Consider the following 17,613-nt stretch of genomic DNA (forward strand, 5'->3'; position numbering starts at 1 on the left):
TCGTCAGTCGTCGCCGCCTGCGGCGTCGGCGTCGGTGCCGTCCGCGCCGTCGGCGTCGGCCGACGCGACCTGCTTGGGCCACGTGACCCCGTCGAGGAACGGGACGCCCATGCGCTGGGCGGCCTGCGAAATCATGTGCGCGCCCGTCGGCGCGGTGAGGAACAGGAACAACACCGTGACGAGCGCCATCAGTCCGTCGCCGTGGGGCAGGTAGTACACCGTCGCGGCGAGCGCGATGGACGCCGCCCCCAGCGTGGTCGCCTTCGAGGTGGCGTGCATCCGGTTGTAGACGTTGGGGAACCGGAGCAGACCGATGGTCCCGACGACGAGGAAGAAACTCCCCACGAGCGTCAGGAGGATGACGAGCGCCGCGCGGACGGGACCGACCGTCGTCGCGGCAGCTGCGGTCTCTGCGGCGGTCATTCGATGATGTCCCCCTCCGTGACGTACCGAGCCACGGTAATCGTGCTGATGAAGCCGATGATGGCGAGCACGAGACTGACGCCGACGAAGTACCCCTGTTGGCTCCAGATGGCGTACAGCGCCGCGATGGCGACGACGTTCGTTCCGATGGTGTCGAGCGCGACGACGCGGTCGGGCACCGTCGGCCCGCGGATGACGCGGTAGCTCACGAGGAGCGTCAGCCCCGCGGCGAGCGCGAGGCCGGCGAAGAGCACGGAGTCCATCCACGCGAGGTACGCGGGCTCAGCCATGTTGCTCACCTCCCGTCGCGGCGGCGGGCGCGTCGCCGCCGTCCGCGGGGCCCCCCTCGACTTGCGGCGCGGGGTCGCCCGGTTTCAGTTCTTCGTCGAAGATGACGAGCGCGTAGTCCTCCCAGCGGCGGATGGGTTCGAGGATGCCGTCGGGGTCGCTCCCGTCGATGCTGTGCACGTACAGCGAGTTGGTTTCGTCGTCGTAGTCCATGGTCAGCGTCCCCGGAGTGAGGGTGATACTGTTCGCGATAGTCGTGATGGCGAGCGGCGTCCGCACGCGGAGCGGCACCTCGACCACGGCGGGGTCGATGGGCATCGACGGCGACAGCGTCCGCACCGCCACGTCGACGTTGGCCGTGAGGAGTTCCCAGAGGAACGTCGCGAGGTACAGCGCCGCGTAGGGCGCGACGCGGAGGCTCCGCGTGATGGGTGCTTCGTCCCCGTAGAACCGCCGGAAGAAGAAGGCGGTGCCCATCCCGACACCGAGGCCGATGATGAACTCCTCCAGCAGGCGCTGCGGCGTCAGTTCGACGCCGCGGACGAACAGCCAGAGGACGGCCATGACGAGCCCCGAAACCGGCCAGCGGCGGCTCATCAGTGGCCACCCCCGCCGGATTCGAAGCCGACGCCCGGACCGTGCAGCACGGCGTCGACGTAGCCGTTCGTGTCGACGGCGGCGCGGGCCGCGGCGTCGGCCGCGCCGAACAGCGCCTCGAAGCCGATACCGAAGCCGATGGCGGCGACGGCGAGCGCGACGACGACGGTCACCTGCGTGGTGAGTTCGAGCCGTTTGAGGCCGTCGTCACCGCCGTCGGTCATCGCCACGTCGCCGGAGCCGACCGACCAGCGCTCGGGGAGCGCGGCGTCGACGAGGTCGCTCGGGCGACCCCAGAACACCGCGTTCCACGCGCGGGTGTAGTAGGCGATAGTCAGAATTGCGCCGGCGAGCGCGACGGCGAGCGCGAGTCCCGCGCCGGCCCCGCCCGCGGCGAACGACTCCGCGGCCGCCTGGAAGACGAGATACTTCCCGAAGAAGCCCGACAGCGGCGGGACGCCGATGAGCGTCAGCGCGCCGAGCAGGAAGCCCGCCGCGAGCACCGGCGCCCTGTCGGCGAGGCCGCCGAGGTCGGACAGGCGGTCGCTGCCGACGACGTCTTTGAGCGTGCCGCTCGCGAGGAACAGCAGGCTCTTGGCGAGACCGTGGTTGAACGCGTAGACCAGCGCGGCGGTCACGCCGAGCACGCGAACCGCCTCGGACGGCGCGGTGGCGGCCACCGCCAGCGGGAGGACGATAAAGCCCACCTGACTGATGGAGGAGTACGCGAGGATGCCGTCCACGTCGTCGCGGCCGACCGCGCCGATGCCGCCGAGGACGATGCTGACCGCGGCCATGACGAACATGACCGGGCCGAAGAAGCCGAGGAACGACTCCCCGGTGATGCCGAGGAAGCCGATGTCGATGGACGCCGCGGCGAAGATGGTGAAGTAGAGCCGAACGATGGCGTAGACGCCGACCTTCTTCACGACGCCGGCGAGCATCGCGGTCACCGGCGACGGCGCGGCGCGGTAGGCCGCGGGAACCCAGAACTGGAAGGGCGCGAGGCCGGCCTTCAGCGCGAACACCGAAAACAGCACCGCCGACAGGCCGAGCGTCGGCAGGAGTTCGATGTCGTAGGCGGCGGGTTCGGCCAGTCGCCGGGCGATATCGGCCATGTTGAGCGTCCCGGTCGTGCTGTATAGACCGCCGATGGCGACGAGCATCACCGCGCTCCCGATGAGGTTGAGCACGACGTAGTTGAGCGCCGCGCGGGTGTGCTCGCGACCGGAGTAAAACAGCACGAGGATGTAGCTCGACATGAGCATCACCTCGAACCAGACGAACAGGTTGAAGATGTCGCCGGTGAGGAACGAGCCGGTGACGCCGACCACCATGAAGTGGAACAGCGTGTGGTAGCTGAGGCGCTGGCCGAACGAGCCGACCGACGCGACGGAGTAGCCGAGCGTCAGGAGCGACACGAAGCCGGTGAGCGCCAACAGGAACGCCGACAGGGCGTCGGCGACGAGCGTGATGCCGAACGGCGCGGCCCAGTTCGACACCTGATAGACGAGCGTGGTCGACTCGCCGCCGAGCGGCAGGACCACGGCGTCGAACAGGGCGGCGACGGCGACGAGATAGGCGACGCCGCCGAGCAGGCTGACCGTCCGTTGGAGTATGTCGCTCGGGCGCGTGAGCAGCGTCAGAATCGCCGTCACGAGCGCCACGAGGAGCGGTGCGATGACGAGCGTGCTCATCTGCTCCCTCCGAGTTCGTACATATCGATTGTTCCGTGTTCCTCGTACACCCGGTAGGTCAACACGAGCGCGAGCGCGGTCGTCCCGAAGCCGATGACGATGGCGGTGAGGACGAGCGCCTGCACGATGGGGTCCGAGGGCGCGGGCCCGCTCGCGCCGTGGCCCGAGAGGATGGGCGCGAGGCCGTCGAATCCGCCCATGGTGACGAGGTAGACGTTGGCCGATTGGCTGATGATGCTGATACCCCAGACGACGCGAACCACGTCGCGTCGGAGCACGAGGTACGTGCCGATGCTGAACAGGACGCCGAGCGTGGCGGCGAGGAAGAACTGGGTCATTCGTTACCGACCTCCGCGACGATGGTGAGCAGGCCGCCGACGACGGCGAAGAAGACGCCGAGGTCGAAGGCGAACGCGCTCGCGACCTCGAGCTCGCCGTAGAGGGGCAGGTGCTCCAAGAAGAGCACGCCCTGCGTCAGGAACGGCGCGCCGAACGCGAGCGGGGCGAGGCTGGACCCCACGGCGATTGCGAGGCCGAGGGAGGCCATCCAGCGGTAGGTCTCGACGAGTCGGTGTTGCTCCGAGCCGTCGGGTTTGATGGCGAGCACCTCGCGCTGGATGAACTCCAGCCCGAAGATGATGTAGACGAGCGCGAAGGCGGCGGCCGCGAGGACGGCCCCGATGAAGCCGCCGCCGGGGAGGTTGTGCCCGCGGAACAGCAGCGCGATAGCCGTCACCAAGATGATGGGGACGACGATGCGCGCGACGGTCCGCGAAATGACGGTCGTCCGGCCGGACGAGCCGTTCATTGGGTCTCACCCCGCGTTCGCATGCGAATCAGCGTCAGGATGGCGAGCGACGCCATCACGACGACCGAAATCTCGCCCATGGTGTCGATGCCACGGAAGTCGACGAGGATGACGTTGACGATGTTCGAGCCGCCGCCGTAGTCCGCGAAGAACGGCCCGTGTTCCGCCGGAACGCCCGCCCGTGCCACGAAGAACTCCTGTAAGAGCGGGTCGGGCGAGGCGTCCGTCGACAGCAGCACGGTGAGGAACACCGTGCCGCCGACGGCCAGCGACAGCAGACCGTCGCGGACGGAGACGAGTCGGTCCGGCGCGTCGCCGTAGAACGCCGGCAGGCGGTCCAAGACGAGCAGGAAGATGACCAACACGAGCGTCTCGACGACCAGTTGGGTCAACGCGAGGTCGGGCGCGTCCGCGAGGATGTAGAAGATGGCGACCATGAAGCCGACGATAGACAGCGTCAGGACGCCCGCCACGTGCGACGGCGCGACGTCGACCGCGAAGGCGGCGACGAGCGCGACGAGGAGCACGAGGACGATGGGAATCGAGACGCTGAGTGTACTGAATCCGGGCATGGAGACGCCGGCGGCCGCGTAGCCGCCGAGCGCGAGCGCGACGAAGCCGAAGAGGCCCCACGTCGCGTAGGTGCGCAGGAGGCCGGTCTGAATCTTCGGCGTGACGGCGACGCTCGTCGTGGTCAGCCCCTCGACGAAGTTGTCGTACCACCAGTTCGCGCGGACGGGGCCGCGCAGGGCCGCGTTGATGGCGTCGTGGATGCGGTCGTAGAACGGGAAGGCGGCCGCACCGACGACGATGGTGATGAGACTCATAATCACGTACGGGGTGAGTTCGGTCGGGAAGTGGACCGAAAAGGAGTGGGCCTCGCCGGGCACGACGCTGCCGTATACGTCGCCGATGAGCCCCTCGATAAAGAGGTTCGGCTGGGCCGAGATGGCGAGGACGAGCGCGCCGAGAATCGCCGGCGGGACGAGCATCGCCGCGGGCGGGCGGTGGACGTGACCCAGGCCGTCGGGTTCGTCGCCGAAGAACAGCGAGGCGAACTTGATGGAGTAGAGGAACGTGAAGACGCTCCCGAACACCGCGACGACGGGGAAGACCCACGCGACGCCGCCCATGTGTTCGGCGGCGTAGTACGTCGACTCGAACAGCAGTTCCTTCGAGTAGAAGCCGTTGAACGGCGGGAAGCCGGCCATCGACAGCGACGCGACGACCGCGATGACGGCCGTCACGGGCAGGTGTTTTCGGAGCCCGCCGAGGCGGTCGATGTTCCGGGTTCCGGCCTCGTGGGCGATGATGCCCGCGACCATGAACAGCGCGGCCTTGAAGCTCGCGTGGTTCAGGATGTGGAACGCGCCGGCCTCCGCGCCGTAGCTGTTGGCGAAGCCGAAGGCGGCGATGATGAGGCCGAGGTGCGAGGCCGTCGAGTACGCGAGCAGTTCCTTGATGTCGGTCGCGCTCACCGCGAGCATGGCCGCGACGGTCATCGTCAACAGGCCGAGCACGGCGAAGATGAGCGTCCATTCACCGAGCACCGCCGCGTCCTCGGGGAGGAAAAGCGGGCGGAATCGGCCGACGAGGTAGACGCCGGCTTTGACCATCGTCGCGGAGTGGAGGAACGCCGAGACCGGCGTCGGTGCCTCCATCGCGTTGGGAAGCCAGACGTGGAACGGGACCTGCGCGGACTTCGTCGCCGCGCCGAGGCCGACGAGGACGAGCACGGGGACGAGCAGGCCGGAGGCCGTCAGGACCTCGCGAATCGCGTCCGCGTGTTCGACCAAAACCGGGATGCTGTACGTCGTTCCCTCGATGGCTCCCGTCTGGCCGGACGCCCAGACGAGAAGCAGGAAGCCGACCAGCATGAACAGGCCGCCGGAGACGGTGATGAGCATCGACTTCCGGGCGGCGTACTGGGAGGCCTTCTCCCCGGTGTAGTGGCCGATGAGGATGAACGACGAGAGGCTCGTCAGCTCCCAGAAGACGAACAGGGCGACGAGGTCGCCCGCGAGGGCGACGCCGAGCATCGAGCCCATGAACGCCAACAGGGTCGCGTAGTATTTCGCCTGGCCCGGTTCGCCGTGCATGTATCCTCCGGAGTACGTGAGGATGAGCACGCCGACGCCGCTGGCGAGGAAGGCGATGAGAAGCGCCAACCCGTCGACGTGAAACGCCAGCGAGATTCCGAGCGAGGGAATCCATTCGAGCGGCACGGTTCCGTGCGCCCCCGCGAGATACAGGTCCGTCACGAGGCCGAGCGTGACCAACGCGACGGCGGCCGCGAAGTACGCCGTGCGCTCACCGAAGAGCCGGTAGACTATCGGGGTGAACGCCGCGGCGAGAAACGGCAAGAAGACGACCGCGAGGACGACTTCCGGTGTGGGTTGCACGGGGGAAATTGCGGGGACCGCCGACTTAGGTGTTGTCAAACCCGTTGGCTGTTCGGCGTCGAAATCTGACGGTCGGTCGATTTCTTCTACGTTTTTCTGATTTTCATGATTTTCTTTGGAGGGCGAAATTTATATCCTCAGCCGACCATACTACGTCTCAGAGTACATTCGTCCGTTCGAGAATATTTGTCGCGCCGGCGGGATTCGTCCGCGCGCGACTCGGCCGGCGCTGTACTCACGCGTCGCGGCGGTCCTCTCACCGACGGCCGCGCGCGACCCCACCGCGTCGTTCGCGAGGGAGGCGGTCCCGTTGTCAACCGTCTTCGTCCGCACGCGAGGTGTTACGTAAGCAGTATCGTTTGTCATAGTCGCGGAGTCCCCGGTTCGGCCCTCTCTCACCCCGCCTGTTCGCACCGAAGGCGGTCACGGTCGCAGGGGCGCAACTACTTTGTACGCTCATTCGGAGGCTTTCATCAGGATGGACGGACGTGTGTCGAGCGACGAACTCCTCGATATACTCGGAGACACCGAGTCCCGGGCGCTGCTCGTGGCGCTCCGCCGCGACTCTCGCACCGCCAAGGAACTCGGTGAGACGCTCGACCTCTCGCTTCCGACCGTGTACCGACGGCTCGACCGGCTGTGCGAGTGCGGCCTCGTCACCTCGACGACCGAGGTTCGCGACGACGGGACCCACTGCCGCCGCTACGAGTGCGACTTCGACGAGACGGTCGTCTCCCTTTCGGACGAGGGGTTCCGGACCGAATCCCGCTCGACACTCCCGGTATCGGGCGATCAAGTCGAGTCAGAGAACAACTGACGACGCGGGGTCGAATCAATCATGGTTCCTCACTATATCCGGTGTCGCGTCGGAACACGCTCGACGTAGGTGGCCGAAAACAGCCTTCATACCCCGCGTAGCGCGCTGTTTTTCAACGAGCGAAATTCCACCTCCACATTTATAGCAACAACTGACTATCTGAGATTCATGATACGTCCAGGCGCGCGCTCCGGGCAGGGAGACGCGCGGCGTCAGGGCAAGGGGGGAAACGAATGATAATCGACCCGTCACGGATGGCATCCGTCAACGGACCGGGACCCGATAGCGAGGTCGCGATGGAGGCGCTCCGGGGGACTGCGAAGGGGGCAGTCTCGCTGGTCGCCGTCTACGGTGCGACGGCGTTCGACCTGTTCCACGTCGGCGAGACCGTCCGTGAGGACTTTCGGAGTCGCGACGAGCTCGTGGCGCACCTGAGTTCGCTCGCCGAGGAGACTCGGCGCGAGTTCATGGAACGCGGGCTGTTTTCCGGGCTGAGCCCGGTGCAAAACAGCGTCGAGTACCGCTTCGAGGAACGCGACGGCTACGGCGTGTTACAGGTCTACTGCGGCGGCCGCGGGATGTTGCTTTTCGTCGACCCCGACGAGAGCGTCGAGCCGCTGGTGAAGACCGCGTCACAGCTTCTCGGCGGGATGTAACCGCCCTCGGAGCCTCGCGCTCCGAGTCGCGAACACGGTCGTGAGCGGTTGCGCTCGACTGCGTTCGACCGCGAGACGCGATACCGTACGGCGTGGGTCGGCGTGTCCGAGAGCCTCCGAACCGCCACATTTTATGCCCGACCGGCGGAACGAGCGCCATGGACCAGTTGCGGCAGTCCCTTCTCGACGCGCCGATCATCGAAAAAGGAGATTACGAGTACTTCGTCCACCCCATCAGCGACGGTGTTCCGATGCTGGAACCGGGGCTCCTCCGCGAAATCGTCATCAAAATCATCCGCAAGGCGAACCTCGAAAACGTCGACAAAATCGTCACGCCGGCGGCGATGGGCATCCACATCTCGACGGCCGTCTCGCTGATGACGGACATCCCGCTCGTCGTCATCCGCAAGCGCGAGTACGGCCTCGACGGCGAGGTGTCGCTCCACCAGCAGACAGGCTACTCCGAGGGCGACATGTTCATCAACGACGTCAACGAGGGCGACCGCGTGCTCGTACTCGACGACGTGCTGTCGACCGGCGGCACGATGAAGGCCGTCCTCGACGCGCTCGACCACATCGGCGCGGACGTCGTCGACACCGTCGCCATCATCAAGAAGGCCGGCCCGAACGAACTCGACGACTCGGACCACCACGTCAAGACGCTCATCAACGTGACCGTCGAAGACGGCGAGGTCGTCATCGTCGACGAGCACGGCGACGACTGACCCGACACCGACACGGCCGCGGCGTCAGAGCCGCGTCACTTTCGCCCGCGGATTTCCGCCTCCGCGGGGCCTTTTTGTGCCCGGGCCGTACTCGGGAGCGATGACATCGGCGCTTTTCATCGTCAGCGAAGACGGCTACTGGGGAGAGGAATGCATCGAGCCGCTTACGACTCTGACCGACGCCGGCGTGGACGTAACCGTTGCGACGCCGACGGGCGGCGTCCCGGTCGTCGACGAGCGCTCTGTCGACCCCGAGGAGGTCGGCGAGGAACTCGCAGAGCGCGTCGTCGAGGTCCACGAGAACGACGAGCGACTCCAGAACCCGAAGCCGATTGCACAGGTCGACGCCGACGAGTACGACGCCGTGGTGTTCCCCGGCGGTCACGGGACCGCGTGGGACGTCAATCAGGACCGACACGCCCGACAGGCGCTCTTGCAGGCGGTCGCCGGCGACGACTCGAAGGCGCTCGTCGTCTGCCACGCGGTCGGCATCCTCGGATTCACCCGCGAGGCCGACGGCTCGTTCCTCGTCGAGGGGCGCGAGGTCACCGGCTTCCCCAACGAGTGGGAAGAGGGTATCGTCGACGACGACGACCTGATGCCCGACGGCCGGAAGCTCCCGTACTGGGTCGAAGACGAGGTGAAGGCCGCCGGCGGCGTCTGGGACGCCGAACTCGACAGCGACACCAGCGTCACCGTGGACGGCGACCTCATCACCGCGCGCGGCCCCGGTTCGTCGGCCGCGGCGGCCCAGACGCTGTTGGACGAACTGTAAGCCGCGGACGAGTCGGTCCCACCCGGGGACACCGCCCGCCGCAGGAGAACGTTTTTTCGTCGGTCGGTCGTCGAAACTGCTGTGGAACTCGCAGCGCTCTCGCTCGAACCCGGCGAACGGTTGAGCGGGTCAGAACTCAGCTCCCGGTTCGACCGCGGCATGACGGGGCGAGGCATCGAAATCTGTTACGACGACGACGACCAACGGTATCTCCGTCTCTTTTCGAGCGACACCGGGCCGTACGGTGACGACGTGACCGGCGGCGAGTTCACGTACGTCGGAGAAGGACGGACCGGTGACCAGACGCTCACCGGCGGGAACAAGTTTCTGGCGCGGGCGAAACGCCACCCGTTACCGATATTCTTCTTCCACCGCGAGTCGGGAGAGGCCGACTGGGAGTATCAGGGCCAAGTCGAGGTCGTCGATTACGCGTGCGGACCGTTCGAAGGCGACGGCAGGGACGTCTATCGATTCGTGCTCCGCCGCCGTCACGAAACGCGGGAGCGAGTCGACGACGAGGAAGCCGCCGCAGACCTCGCGCCCGCGGAACGCACCGAGACGACGCGGAGCCGAATCATTCGGAACACGACACTTGCGGCCGAGTTGAAAGCGCGGTACTCCCACACGTGCCAAGTCTGTGGGGAGCGTCGTCGCCGGGGGGTTCACGACGGGTACGCCGAGGCGCACCATCTCAAACCGCTCGGGCGGCCCCACGATGGCCCGGACGTCAAGGCGAACCTGCTCGTTCTCTGCCCCGACCACCACGCGGACTTCGACTACGGAATGATAGCCGTCGACCCCGAGACGTACACCATCGCCCACGCCTACGAACGCGAGTTAGACGGGGCTTCACTTTCTGTCCGCGAGGACCACGACCTCGATGCCGCGTTTCTCGACTACCACAACCGAACCATCGCGTCGTTTTAACCGCGCTCGCTACTCGATTTTGAACACGGCTTCTTCGATGCCCTCGCTTCGGCACTCCGGACACCGCGAGGGGTAGTTCACGGGGTCGTCGAAGGCGGTGAAGCCGCAGTGTTTGCACTCCGGCGGCGCGACGAGGAACTGTTCGCCGTCCTCTCCGTGGACCGTTCGGGCGACGTGCTGGAGGTGGCCGTACACCGACGACACCGAGACGCCGACGCTCGCCGAGAGTTCGGAGGCTGTCGCGGGGTCGTCGCGGAGGGCGTCGGCGATGCGCTGGCGGGCCGTCGTGTCGGACTCCCGGGCTGTCATATCGCTCGATTGGGAGTCGAAGGGAAAATCCCTTGCGCCGCCGGCGGCCGAGAAATGTCAGCAAGATAGAGAGGATGCAAAAAGGCCTTGTCCACGTGGCTGGACGTGGGGTGTATGAAGGCAGTCGTCCTTGCCGGTGGGTACGCGACGCGTCTGTGGCCGATTACCAAACACCGACCCAAGATGTTCTTACCCGTCGGTGACCAGACGGTCATCGACACCATCTTCGAAGACCTGGAAGCCGACGACCGGGTCTCGGAGGTGTTCGTGAGCACGAACGAGCGTTTCGCCGGCGCGTTCGAGGAGTACATCGACGAGTCGCCGTTCGACAAGCCGACGCTGTCGGTCGAAGACACGAGCGAGGAAGACGAGAAGTTCGGCGTCGTCGGCGCGCTCGCCCAACTCATCGACCGCGAGGAGGTCGACGAGGACCTCGTCGTCATCGCGGGCGACAACCTCATCAGCTTCGACGTGGGCGACTTCGTGGACTTCTTCTACGAGAAAAACGAGCCGTGTCTCGCCGCCTACGACGTGGGTGACAAAGAGCGCGCGAAGGCGTACGGCCTCGTCGAACTCGACGGCGACCGCGTCATCAACTTCCAGGAGAAGCCCGAGGACCCCAAGAGCACGCTCGTCTCCATCGCCTGCTACGCCATCCCGGCGGACGACCTGCCCAAGTTCGACGAGTATCTCTCCGGCGACAACAACCCCGACGAGCCCGGCTGGTTCATGCAGTGGCTCCAACAGACGGGCGACCTGTTCGCCTACACGTTCGACGAGGCGTGGTTCGACATCGGAACGCCCCAGAGCTACCTCGACGCCGTGGCGTGGTATCTCGACGGCGAGAACTTCGTCCACGAGTCGGCGACGCTCACGAACACCGAGGTCGGCACCAACGTCCACGTCATGGCCGACGCGGTGGTCGAAGACTCCGTCCTCGAAGAGTCCGTGGTGTTCCCCGGCGCGGTCATCCGAAACGCGGAGCTCAAAAGCTCCATCGTCGACGAGGAGACGCACATCGAGAGCCTCGACCTCTCGAACGCCCTCATCGGGGCGCACTCGCGGTTGACGAACGGGCAGTAACGCGGTCCGCGGGCCGAACCCGCAACCCGGCCGCGAGTTCTTATCCTGATTCTTCCCCGAGGAACGCGTCGGTGATGCGGAGGCGGCCGTGGGTCCCCTCCCACTCCGTCTCGTACTCCAGTTCGATGGGGCGGTCCATGTGCGGCCCGTCGGTGACGAGCGTCTCGAACTCGCCGCCTTCGCCGAGGATGTGGACGCCGTACTGGTCGTTGAGCGCCGCCAGTTCGTCGAGCGCGTCGGCGTCGAGCGTCCGGCCGAGCCACGACTCGTCGAGGCCGTGAGCCGCGACCTGGATGATGGTGATTTCGAAGCCCGCCGCCAGCATCGCGTTACCCAGTTCGCGGGGGTTTTCCTGCCACAGCGGGGCGAACAGGTCGATGTCGAGGCGGTCGCACATCGCCTGAATCCGGTCGGTCTGGAACTCGCTTTCGATGGCTCCGGCGGTGACGCCCGCGAGGTCCATCTCGGCTTGGAGGTCCGACAGCGCCGCTTCGAGGGGTTCGAGTTCGGCGTCGCCCTGCGCGCCGGAGTCGGCGGCGGCGGTCGCTTCGAGGTCGCCGGGATGGACCTCGACGAGTTCGATGCCGGTGCTCTCGGCGGCGAGCGCGGCGAGGTCGGTCGCCGGCACGTGGTACATGTACGAGTCGTCGCTCGGGTGGACGGTCAGGAGGCGGGTGACGTTCAACCCCTCTTCGAGCGCGCGGTAGAGCGCCCACGAGGAGTCCTTGCCGCCGGAAAAGAGACTGACCCACTCGGATGTCATGGAGGCGATAGCGCGTTGGAGGAGTTAGGCGCTACGGTGTGCACGCCGCGGACTCGTTTCGATAGACCTCCGGACTACATATAGCCCAAACCGCGGAGCCGACCCATCAGGTCCTCTTTGTCCTGCGCGCGCCCCTCGCGTTCCGCGCTCGCGCCGAGGTCCTGCGCCCACGCGGGGCGGTCGTCGGACTTCGCGGACCCGGATTCGGTACCGAGCGAGCGGTAGCCCTCGAAGTACTTCGGCGAGACGGGCAGGTCCGCGGGTTCGACGCCGTCGGGCAGGTCGTCGGACGTTTCGGGGACGTGGTCGACAGGGTAGCCCTCGACCGAGTCGGGGACGATGTACTCCCAGAACGCCGCCCACACGTCGGTCTCCTCGAACTGGAGGATGGGGTGAACGCGGTCGTGCGGCGGGTACTTCTCGGAGTCGTGGCGGGGGCTGAAGAACGTCTCGTCGGCGCGGGACTCCTGTTCGTCCCAGCGGACGCCCGAGAAGACGCCGTCGAAGCCGCGGGCTTCGAGCGTGTCGTTGAGTGCGACGGTCTTCAAGAGGTGGTTGCCCTCGAAGCTGTCGGCTCGAGGACGACGGTCTCGCCCTCGTGGCCGAGGCGAGCGAGTTCGCGGCGGGTGTCGTCGTCGAGGTCCGCGAGGGGAATCTCGTCGCCGGGCGACGCGCCGAGGCGCGCGAAGTCCTCGTTGCGGGCGACGACGAGGTCGAGACCCCAGCGGTCGGCCCACTCGCGGACGAACGCCTCGGTCTCGTCGAAATGTTCGAAGTGATCGATGAAGACGACCGGCGGCACGGGAACGCCCGTGTCGGCGGCGACCTCGCGGACGACGGAGAGGACGAGCGTGGAGTCCTTCCCGCCGGTCCACATGACGGCCGGGCGCTCGTACTGTTCGAAGGCGGTCGCGGCCACTGTCGCTGCCTTTTCGAGTTTGTCCGCCAGCGTCGGGTAGTCCGCGGCGGTCGCCTCGCGGCCGTCGTCGTAGTCGAGGTCGAGGTAGTCTGGGAACGTGTGAGCCATACAGCAAGACTCGGCCGCGGAGACTATCGCTGTTTCCGCTGTGGGACACGGTCGCAGTCGCTCTCGAAGCGGGGGCCGCGAAAAAGGTGGCCGTGACGCGGCGTTCGCGTCAGGCGTCGGCCGTCGTCACATGTAGCCGAGGTCGCGCAGGCGCTCCATCAGGTCCTCTTTGTCCTGGGCGCGGCCCGCGCGCTCGGTCGTGTTCTCCATGTCCTGCAGCCACGCCGGTTCCTCGGCGGACTTGTCGGTCGAGACCTCGCTGCCGAGACTCCGGAAGCCGGCGAAGTACTTCGGCGAGACGGGTACGTCCTCCTGGGTGACGCCCTCGGGGAGGTCGGTGTCGCTCGTCGGGACGTAGCCGTCCTCGGGGTAGTTCTCGACGGTGTCCGGGACCGCGAAGTACCAGAAGGCGTCCCAGACGGCGCTCTCTTCGAACTGGAGGATGGGTTGAATGCGGTCGTGCGGGGGGTAGATGTCGGGGTCGTGACGGGGGCTGAAGAACGTCTCGTCGGCGCGGGCCTCCTGTTCGTCCCAGCGGACGCCGGAGATGACGCCGTCGATGTCGTGTTCTTCGAGGGTGTCGTTGAGCGCGACGGTTTTCAGCAGGTGGTTGCCGACGTAGGTGTCGAGCAGGAAGGGGAACGTGTCTTCCTCGTATTCGAGAATCTCGCGGACGTGGTGCTGGTTGTGCTCGGAGAGTTCGGACACCGGGATGTCGTCGCCGGGTTCGAGGCCGTTCTCGTCGACGTACGCGCCGACGTCCTCGTTGCGCGCCCAGATGACGTCGAGGTCCCACTCCTCGGCCCAGTGCTCGACGAAGTCCATGATTTCGTCGAAGTGCTGGTAGTGGTCGATGAACACCGCCGGCGGCACTTCGAGGTCGTAGCGCTCTGCGACCTCCTTGATGAAGTAGAGCGTGAGCGTCGAGTCCTTCCCGCCGGTCCACATCACCGCGGGGTTCTCGTACTGTTCGAGACCCTGCTTCGTGACCTCGATGGCCTTCTCGATTTTGTCCTCGATACTCGGGTAGTCCTCCGGCGTCTCACCTTCGCCGTCGGTGTAGTCGACGTCGAGGTAGTCCGGGAAGGATTCGGCTTCCGACATGATGTGTAATTACATCTAATTAGGCGGTGTAAATGCTTTTTGCCCGAGGCGTAGTGTGACGCGTGATACCGCCGAGCACGATTTGGGCCGCTAGCTCACGCGGTTCGGCGGTGACGGGATGAGGAGATACGACGCGTTTAGGAGATGAACTTGTTGTCGCGCCAGTTGATTCCGCTGTCCGAGGAACCGTTCTGCTGGGGGTTCTCGACGACTTCGACGGAGGCGGCACGCACCTCGCCTTCGACGATGCGCGTCGCTTGCAGTTCGTCGCTTTCCTCGGTGATGGCGGTCAGCGTCCCCTTCTCCGAGAGCATCGCAATCTCGCGGAGGACGAGGAACATCGGGTACTGAAGCGCCGTGTTCTGGAGCACGGTTTCGAGGTCGCCTTTGAAGCAGGCGAACTCGACGAGTTCGGAGGGAATCTCCTCTTCTTCTTCGTCTCCCCAGTTGGGCGCGCCCGCTCGGGGCGGCTCTTCTTCGTAGACGCGATTTTCCGTCACGCTCGCTTTCAACTGGGCCGTCGGCGTGTACTTGCTGAGGTTGTCGTCGGCGGAGACGGCTTTGATGATGAGAGTGTTGTTTCGGCGGGTGATGTCTACGTTCTCGACCTCAGGCGGCAGTTCTGGGTCGTTTTCGAAGTAGTCCATCACGTCTTCGAGTGGCAGTTCCAACGTCGAATGGAGTCGATATACGCGGCCTGACATTGTTGGCTTCGGTATCGACGAGAGCCACGGTGCGAGCGCACCCGGATGGCGATACCTGTGTTCGTGTACGAGTTCGAGGCTTATATGGCCTCCCCTTCTCGGTAGGCGAGAGCAACAAAGTCGGCGTCGGGCCGCTGTTCGGCGGTCTGTCGGGGGTCGCTCCCGGGGTCAGTTCGCGCCGGTCAGCGTCGCTTCGAGGTCGCCGCGCTCGTCGAGTTCTTCGAGGATGTCGCTGCCGCCGACGAACTCGCCGTCGACGAACGTCTGGGGGATGGTCTCCCAGTCGCTTTTCTCCTTGAGCGCCTCGCGGTAGTGCGGGAGCGCGGGCAGCACGTCGACGGTTTCGAACTCGTCGACGTACTGGGAGATGAGGTCGACCGCCTTCGCAGAGTAGCCGCACTGCGGCATCAGGCGGTTGCCCTTCATGAACAGGACGACGCGGTTGTCAGCGACGGCCTCGTCGACGCGGGTCTGCACTTCTTCGGGGTCCAAACTCTCCGGTTGGAACGTCATGCACCCAGATAACGGCCGGGCGGACAAAGGAGTTGCGTCGCGGTCAATCCGGAACCGACGAACCGTCCCGACCGAGACGGTGGCTTACTGCTCGCCGACGCGGACGACGTTGATGAGGGAGTGGACGGGGACGCCGTCTATCTCTTCGACGCCCTGCTTGTCGACGATGACCACGCACGCGAGGGGTTCGCCGCCCTCCGAGCGGATGGCGTCGATGGTCTCGCGGAGGGTCGTGCCGCTCGTCACCGTGTCGTCGACGATGAAGCAGTCGCGGCCCTCGACGGGCGAGAAGTTCCGGGAGAAGCCGCCGCCGAGGTCTTCGAGGTCGCCTTCGTCCCACTGGTGTTTCGCGGGCGAGTACGCGCCGAGCGTCGTTTCGAGTTCGCGCGAGACGGAGGTCGCAAGCGGGACGCCCGCTTTCTCGATGCCGACGGTCACGTCGGCCTCGCCGTTCGTCTCCATGAGGAGGTCGGCGAGCGCGCGCCCGACGTAGGTGAGGCGCTTGCCGCCGCTCCCGATGGCGTTCCAGTCGACGTGGATATCGTCGGGGCCTTCGGGCTCCGCACGGGGTTCGGGTTCGGTCGCCGCGCCGCTTCGTTCGACCAGCCAGCTGGCGGTCTCGCGGGAGACGTTCAGTTCGTCGGCAATCTCGCCTTTCGAGAGGCCGCGGTCCGCGAGCTCAGCCGCGCTGGCGATGAGGTCGTCGACGTTCTTCATACAGTACCGAATTCGATGGCGGTTTTTATAGTGGTGTCGTCGTCTTCGAATGCTGCTTCGAACTCCGAAAGCGGATGGACGCCCGTGACCAACTCGCGGAGGAACCACCGCGGAAGCTTGGTGAACGTCACGGTCGCGGCCTCGAAGTGCTTGACGTGGGAGTTGACGCTGCCGACGAGCGCCTTGTTGTGGAGCACCATCTCGCGGTGGAACGCGCCGGCGTCGACCTCGAACTCCCAGTCGCTCGGGACGCCGAGGAGCGCGGCCACGCCGTTCGGCGCGAGCGCCTGCACCGACTGGATGGCGTGTTTGGGGAAGCCGGTCGCCTCGTAGATGAAGTCCATGTCCTCGTGTGCGCCCGGAATCTCTTCGACCGGCGTCTCGCGGGAGTCGACGTAGGTCGCGCCGAGCTTCTCGATGATGTCGATAGTCGGGTCCGGTCGGTCGCGCCGACCGAGGCAGTAGAGCTCCTCGTAGCCCTTGTCGTCGGCTCTCAACATGGCGAGCGTCAGGAGTCCGAGGCTCCCGTTGCCGAGGACGAGCGCCGACGAGGGGTTCCAGTCGAACGCCGACCGGCTCGCGTAGGCGTGCTCCCGCGCCTTCTCGGTGATTGAGATGGGCTCGATGAGGAAGCCGAGTTCGGCCTGCGAGCGCGGGATGCGGACGAGGTAGTCCGACGGACTCGTGAAGTACTCGGACATGAAGCCGTGCGCGCCGACGATGCCGCGCTCGGCGTACATCCCGTCGGGGGCCATGTCGGGTTGGTTCTTCTCGAAGTACTCGTTCGTCCCCGACGCCGGCGGGCGGCGGACCGTCGGCACGACGATGTCGCCTTCCTCCAGTTCGGTGTCGTTCGGGTCGACGACGACGCCGACCGCCTCGTGGCCGAGCACGAGGTGGTCTTCGCCCTCGGGGAATCCGCCGTGGCCGCCGGCGATGACCTCGTGGTCCGTCCCGTCCACGCCGACCCGAAGCGTTCGGACCAGCGCCTCCCCGGCGTCGGGTTCCGGTCGCGGCTTCTCGATGACGACCGGCTTATCTTCCCCGCGCTCGACGGCGATTGCTTTCATACCTCCACCAACGCACCACCCCACCAAAAGACTTATTCTATGATGAGTAAATAATTCGGCCACGGTGAGCGCCCTGCGTCGTCGTACCAGCCCATGACGAACCGCACTGCGCGGACCAGCCTGTCCAGCCCACCCGTGCCGGCGCTCGCCGCCGAACCCGTGCCCGAACCGCGCCGAGGCCGATATCCCGTGCCCGTCGGCCTCTGAG

The 17,613-nt window shown here is 66.2% G+C and carries 20 protein-coding genes and 1 pseudogene; 6 read left to right on the plus strand and 15 right to left on the minus strand.

Annotated elements, in window-relative coordinates; genetic code table 11:
• Positions 1 to 3 precede the first annotated feature (3 nt).
• Genes mnhG through mbhE form a run of 7 tightly spaced genes read right to left on the minus strand, consistent with a single transcriptional unit; the run spans position 4 to position 6,215 of the window.
• A complete protein-coding gene (gene mnhG / locus E4P24_RS05650; protein WP_004063989.1) occupies positions 4 to 423 on the minus strand; it encodes a monovalent cation/H(+) antiporter subunit G in 420 nt (139 codons plus the stop codon).
• The gene (locus E4P24_RS05655; RefSeq protein WP_004063987.1) at positions 420 to 713 is read right to left on the minus strand and encodes a monovalent cation/H+ antiporter complex subunit F; all 294 of its coding nucleotides are present in this window, start codon (positions 711 to 713) and stop codon (positions 420 to 422) included. Before E4P24_RS05655 ends, mnhG begins: the two co-directional genes overlap by 4 nt.
• Positions 706 to 1,308, minus strand: a complete 603-nt coding sequence (locus E4P24_RS05660) for a Na+/H+ antiporter subunit E (RefSeq protein ID WP_188148224.1) — start codon at positions 1,306 to 1,308, stop codon at positions 706 to 708. Before E4P24_RS05660 ends, E4P24_RS05655 begins: the two co-directional genes overlap by 8 nt.
• Positions 1,308 to 3,005, minus strand: a complete 1,698-nt coding sequence (locus E4P24_RS05665) for a Na+/H+ antiporter subunit D (protein ID WP_004063983.1) — start codon at positions 3,003 to 3,005, stop codon at positions 1,308 to 1,310. Before E4P24_RS05665 ends, E4P24_RS05660 begins: the two co-directional genes overlap by 1 nt.
• A complete protein-coding gene (locus tag E4P24_RS05670; protein ID WP_004043872.1) occupies positions 3,002 to 3,343 on the minus strand; it encodes a sodium:proton antiporter in 342 nt (113 codons plus the stop codon). Before E4P24_RS05670 ends, E4P24_RS05665 begins: the two co-directional genes overlap by 4 nt.
• Positions 3,340 to 3,813 carry an MnhB domain-containing protein gene (locus E4P24_RS05675; RefSeq protein ID WP_004043870.1) on the minus strand — a complete coding sequence of 158 codons (474 nt, stop codon included), beginning with the start codon at positions 3,811 to 3,813 and terminating at the stop codon, positions 3,340 to 3,342. Before E4P24_RS05675 ends, E4P24_RS05670 begins: the two co-directional genes overlap by 4 nt.
• Positions 3,810 to 6,215 (minus strand): hydrogen gas-evolving membrane-bound hydrogenase subunit E, encoded by a 2,406-nt coding sequence (gene mbhE / locus E4P24_RS05680; protein WP_188148225.1) that lies wholly within the window; start codon positions 6,213 to 6,215, stop codon positions 3,810 to 3,812. Before mbhE ends, E4P24_RS05675 begins: the two co-directional genes overlap by 4 nt.
• A gap of 478 nt (positions 6,216 to 6,693) precedes the next feature.
• Between mbhE and E4P24_RS05685 the strand changes: the two genes are divergently transcribed.
• The 5 genes from E4P24_RS05685 (at position 6,694) to E4P24_RS05705 (ending at position 10,115) form a co-directional block, all read left to right on the plus strand.
• Positions 6,694 to 7,032 carry a winged helix-turn-helix domain-containing protein gene (locus E4P24_RS05685; protein ID WP_115860131.1) on the plus strand — a complete coding sequence of 113 codons (339 nt, stop codon included), beginning with the start codon at positions 6,694 to 6,696 and terminating at the stop codon, positions 7,030 to 7,032.
• Positions 7,033 to 7,286: 254 nt separating this feature from the next.
• Entirely contained in the window at positions 7,287 to 7,688 is a 402-nt protein-coding gene (locus E4P24_RS05690; protein WP_004043867.1) for a hypothetical protein, read from the plus strand.
• A gap of 158 nt (positions 7,689 to 7,846) precedes the next feature.
• On the plus strand, positions 7,847 to 8,413 hold the full coding sequence (hpt, locus tag E4P24_RS05695) for a hypoxanthine/guanine phosphoribosyltransferase (protein WP_004043866.1): 567 nt from the start codon (positions 7,847 to 7,849) through the stop codon (positions 8,411 to 8,413).
• A 100-nt stretch (positions 8,414 to 8,513) separates the two neighbouring features.
• Positions 8,514 to 9,188 (plus strand): type 1 glutamine amidotransferase domain-containing protein, encoded by a 675-nt coding sequence (locus E4P24_RS05700; protein ID WP_004063973.1) that lies wholly within the window; start codon positions 8,514 to 8,516, stop codon positions 9,186 to 9,188.
• Positions 9,189 to 9,269: 81 nt separating this feature from the next.
• Entirely contained in the window at positions 9,270 to 10,115 is an 846-nt protein-coding gene (locus E4P24_RS05705) for an HNH endonuclease (RefSeq protein ID WP_004063971.1), read from the plus strand.
• Between the two features lie 9 nt (positions 10,116 to 10,124).
• On the opposite strand, the gene E4P24_RS05710 is transcribed toward E4P24_RS05705, so the two are convergent.
• On the minus strand, positions 10,125 to 10,424 hold the full coding sequence (locus E4P24_RS05710; RefSeq protein ID WP_004043863.1) for a transcriptional regulator: 300 nt from the start codon (positions 10,422 to 10,424) through the stop codon (positions 10,125 to 10,127).
• A 114-nt stretch (positions 10,425 to 10,538) separates the two neighbouring features.
• On the opposite strand from E4P24_RS05710, the gene E4P24_RS05715 reads away from it, so the two are divergent.
• The gene (locus tag E4P24_RS05715; protein ID WP_188148226.1) at positions 10,539 to 11,507 is read left to right on the plus strand and encodes a sugar phosphate nucleotidyltransferase; all 969 of its coding nucleotides are present in this window, start codon (positions 10,539 to 10,541) and stop codon (positions 11,505 to 11,507) included.
• 40 nt (positions 11,508 to 11,547) lie between these two features.
• Here E4P24_RS05715 and E4P24_RS05720 read toward each other — a convergent pair whose 3' ends face one another.
• The 7 genes and pseudogenes from E4P24_RS05720 to E4P24_RS05750 form a co-directional block, all read right to left on the minus strand.
• The gene (locus tag E4P24_RS05720) at positions 11,548 to 12,270 is read right to left on the minus strand and encodes a diphthine--ammonia ligase (RefSeq protein ID WP_115891305.1); all 723 of its coding nucleotides are present in this window, start codon (positions 12,268 to 12,270) and stop codon (positions 11,548 to 11,550) included.
• A 74-nt stretch (positions 12,271 to 12,344) separates the two neighbouring features.
• Positions 12,345 to 13,297, minus strand: a pseudogene (locus E4P24_RS05725) (phosphoadenosine phosphosulfate reductase family protein).
• Between the two features lie 126 nt (positions 13,298 to 13,423).
• Entirely contained in the window at positions 13,424 to 14,401 is a 978-nt protein-coding gene (locus E4P24_RS05730; protein ID WP_004043859.1) for a phosphoadenosine phosphosulfate reductase family protein, read from the minus strand.
• A 137-nt stretch (positions 14,402 to 14,538) separates the two neighbouring features.
• Positions 14,539 to 15,105, minus strand: a complete 567-nt coding sequence (locus E4P24_RS05735) for a hypothetical protein (protein ID WP_004043858.1) — start codon at positions 15,103 to 15,105, stop codon at positions 14,539 to 14,541.
• Positions 15,106 to 15,273: 168 nt separating this feature from the next.
• Entirely contained in the window at positions 15,274 to 15,618 is a 345-nt protein-coding gene (locus E4P24_RS05740) for a glutaredoxin (protein ID WP_004043857.1), read from the minus strand.
• Between the two features lie 84 nt (positions 15,619 to 15,702).
• On the minus strand, positions 15,703 to 16,335 hold the full coding sequence (gene gfcR / locus E4P24_RS05745) for a transcriptional regulator GfcR (RefSeq protein ID WP_004043856.1): 633 nt from the start codon (positions 16,333 to 16,335) through the stop codon (positions 15,703 to 15,705).
• On the minus strand, positions 16,332 to 17,405 hold the full coding sequence (locus E4P24_RS05750) for a glucose 1-dehydrogenase (RefSeq protein ID WP_188148227.1): 1,074 nt from the start codon (positions 17,403 to 17,405) through the stop codon (positions 16,332 to 16,334). The genes gfcR and E4P24_RS05750 overlap by 4 nt, the downstream gene beginning before the upstream one ends.
• Positions 17,406 to 17,613 lie beyond the last annotated feature (208 nt).

The sequence above is a fragment of the Haloferax sp. AS1 genome (genome assembly GCF_014530665.1).
In the GTDB taxonomy this organism is placed as follows: Archaea; Halobacteriota; Halobacteria; order Halobacteriales; family Haloferacaceae; genus Haloferax; species Haloferax volcanii.

Bases quoted from the DNA above. Each gene is read 5' to 3' on its own strand.
- mnhG (WP_004063989.1), bottom strand. From the start codon at position 423: ATGACCGCCGCAGAGACCGCAGCTGCCGCGACGACGGTCGGTCCCGTC.
- E4P24_RS05655 (WP_004063987.1), bottom strand. From the start codon at position 713: ATGGCTGAGCCCGCGTACCTCGCGTGGATGGACTCCGTGCTCTTCGCC.
- E4P24_RS05660 (WP_188148224.1), bottom strand. From the start codon at position 1,308: ATGAGCCGCCGCTGGCCGGTTTCGGGGCTCGTCATGGCCGTCCTCTGG.
- E4P24_RS05665 (WP_004063983.1), bottom strand. From the start codon at position 3,005: ATGAGCACGCTCGTCATCGCACCGCTCCTCGTGGCGCTCGTGACGGCG.
- E4P24_RS05670 (WP_004043872.1), bottom strand. From the start codon at position 3,343: ATGACCCAGTTCTTCCTCGCCGCCACGCTCGGCGTCCTGTTCAGCATC.
- E4P24_RS05675 (WP_004043870.1), bottom strand. From the start codon at position 3,813: ATGAACGGCTCGTCCGGCCGGACGACCGTCATTTCGCGGACCGTCGCG.
- E4P24_RS05685 (WP_115860131.1), top strand. From the start codon at position 6,694: ATGGACGGACGTGTGTCGAGCGACGAACTCCTCGATATACTCGGAGAC.
- E4P24_RS05690 (WP_004043867.1), top strand. From the start codon at position 7,287: ATGGCATCCGTCAACGGACCGGGACCCGATAGCGAGGTCGCGATGGAG.
- hpt (WP_004043866.1), top strand. From the start codon at position 7,847: ATGGACCAGTTGCGGCAGTCCCTTCTCGACGCGCCGATCATCGAAAAA.
- E4P24_RS05700 (WP_004063973.1), top strand. From the start codon at position 8,514: ATGACATCGGCGCTTTTCATCGTCAGCGAAGACGGCTACTGGGGAGAG.
- E4P24_RS05710 (WP_004043863.1), bottom strand. From the start codon at position 10,424: ATGACAGCCCGGGAGTCCGACACGACGGCCCGCCAGCGCATCGCCGAC.
- E4P24_RS05715 (WP_188148226.1), top strand. From the start codon at position 10,539: ATGAAGGCAGTCGTCCTTGCCGGTGGGTACGCGACGCGTCTGTGGCCG.
- E4P24_RS05720 (WP_115891305.1), bottom strand. From the start codon at position 12,270: ATGACATCCGAGTGGGTCAGTCTCTTTTCCGGCGGCAAGGACTCCTCG.
- E4P24_RS05730 (WP_004043859.1), bottom strand. From the start codon at position 14,401: ATGTCGGAAGCCGAATCCTTCCCGGACTACCTCGACGTCGACTACACC.
- E4P24_RS05735 (WP_004043858.1), bottom strand. From the start codon at position 15,105: ATGTCAGGCCGCGTATATCGACTCCATTCGACGTTGGAACTGCCACTC.
- E4P24_RS05740 (WP_004043857.1), bottom strand. From the start codon at position 15,618: ATGACGTTCCAACCGGAGAGTTTGGACCCCGAAGAAGTGCAGACCCGC.
- gfcR (WP_004043856.1), bottom strand. From the start codon at position 16,335: ATGAAGAACGTCGACGACCTCATCGCCAGCGCGGCTGAGCTCGCGGAC.
- E4P24_RS05750 (WP_188148227.1), bottom strand. From the start codon at position 17,405: ATGAAAGCAATCGCCGTCGAGCGCGGGGAAGATAAGCCGGTCGTCATC.